The organism is Helicobacter aurati (assembly GCF_003364265.1).
Lineage (GTDB): Bacteria > Campylobacterota > Campylobacteria > Campylobacterales > Helicobacteraceae > Helicobacter_A > Helicobacter_A aurati.
In genome coordinates, this window is sequence record NZ_NXLW01000039.1 from 1 (window position 1) to 1,213 (window position 1,213).

Below are 1,213 nucleotides of genomic sequence, written 5' to 3' on the forward strand. Positions count from 1 at the left end.
ATATGAACTTGTGTAGTTTGCGTAAGAATATTGCTAGAAATATTAAGTGCTTGTTGGACAAATTGCGTGTAAGAGGTACTGCCATTTTTATCTTCTATGGCTATTTTATTTGGGAATCTTTCCTTAGTGTCAAAGAGATATTGTACGACATTGGTTTTGTTGGGTAATATAAAGTTATCTTGGGTATTCATAAGTGTCCTTTTTGGTTGCGTTAAGCCAATTTAATAGTTTTTGTCTATCGATTTTGCCATTGGCATTAAGTGGCATAGAATCTATTTTAAAGAGTTTGCTAGGCATTGCGTATTTTGGAATCTTATCTTTGCAATGTGCCAACATAGCAAGCATCGTTATTTCTTTTTTGCTTTCATAGAAAAGTACAATAGTCTGTGTTTCTTTATCATATAAGACGCATAAATCGCCGACATCAGGCAGATTCTTAAGGGCTTTTTCGATTTCACCTAATTCGATTCTATAACCGTTATGCTTGATTTGAAAGTCCTTTCTACCCACTAGCACGATTTCACCATGTTCATTGTAATAGCCTAAATCCCCTGTTTTGTAGAGCTTCTCTTGATAATGCTTTTGATGCGGGTTATCGACAAAGGCTTCAAACGTCTTGTCAATATCATTATAATAGCCAAGTGCTAGAGAGCTCCCGCGCACAAAGAGTTCTCCTATGATTCCATGCGATTGGACTTGCTCGAGATTAGAATCTAATAACAAGATTTGTGTGTTACGGCAGGCTTTACCGATAGGGATAGTCTCCTCATCGTTGAAGTTTCTTTGAAGAATATAGTATGTGCAGTCTACAGTGATTTCAGTAGGTCCATAGAGATTAGCGAAGGTAGCGTTAGGATAATTCGCGATCCAATAATTGAGATATTTTGTAGTAATCATTTCTCCCGCGAATATAATTTTGCGCAAATCGGGCTTGGCAGAATCTAGGGCTTTGGTTTTCGCGACATTATGCAACACTGACGGCACCCAAAAGATATAAGTAATCTTAGAATCTCTTAAGAATGTTATTAATTCTAAAGGGAATAGGAACTTCTCCTCTGGGAGAAGCACGAGAGTATTACCACAAAATGCCATGAGATAAATATCAAGCACAGAGTTATCAAAATAAAAAGGTGATTGATTCCCAATAATATCATTGACACTAGGTCTAAGAGAATCTTCACTTATTATCCATTCTATATAATCAATCACAGAT

The 1,213-nt window shown here is 36.4% G+C and carries 2 protein-coding genes; both read right to left on the minus strand.

The window, feature by feature from the left end; all coding sequences use genetic code 11:
* A partial coding sequence (locus CQA66_RS09050) for a hypothetical protein (RefSeq protein WP_147289233.1) occupies positions 1-191 on the minus strand: 191 nt, incomplete at its 3' end.
* On the minus strand, positions 175-1,213 hold a 1,039-nt coding region (locus CQA66_RS09055; protein ID WP_147289234.1), incomplete at its 5' end, for an AMP-binding protein. The genes CQA66_RS09050 and CQA66_RS09055, both read right to left, overlap by 17 nt.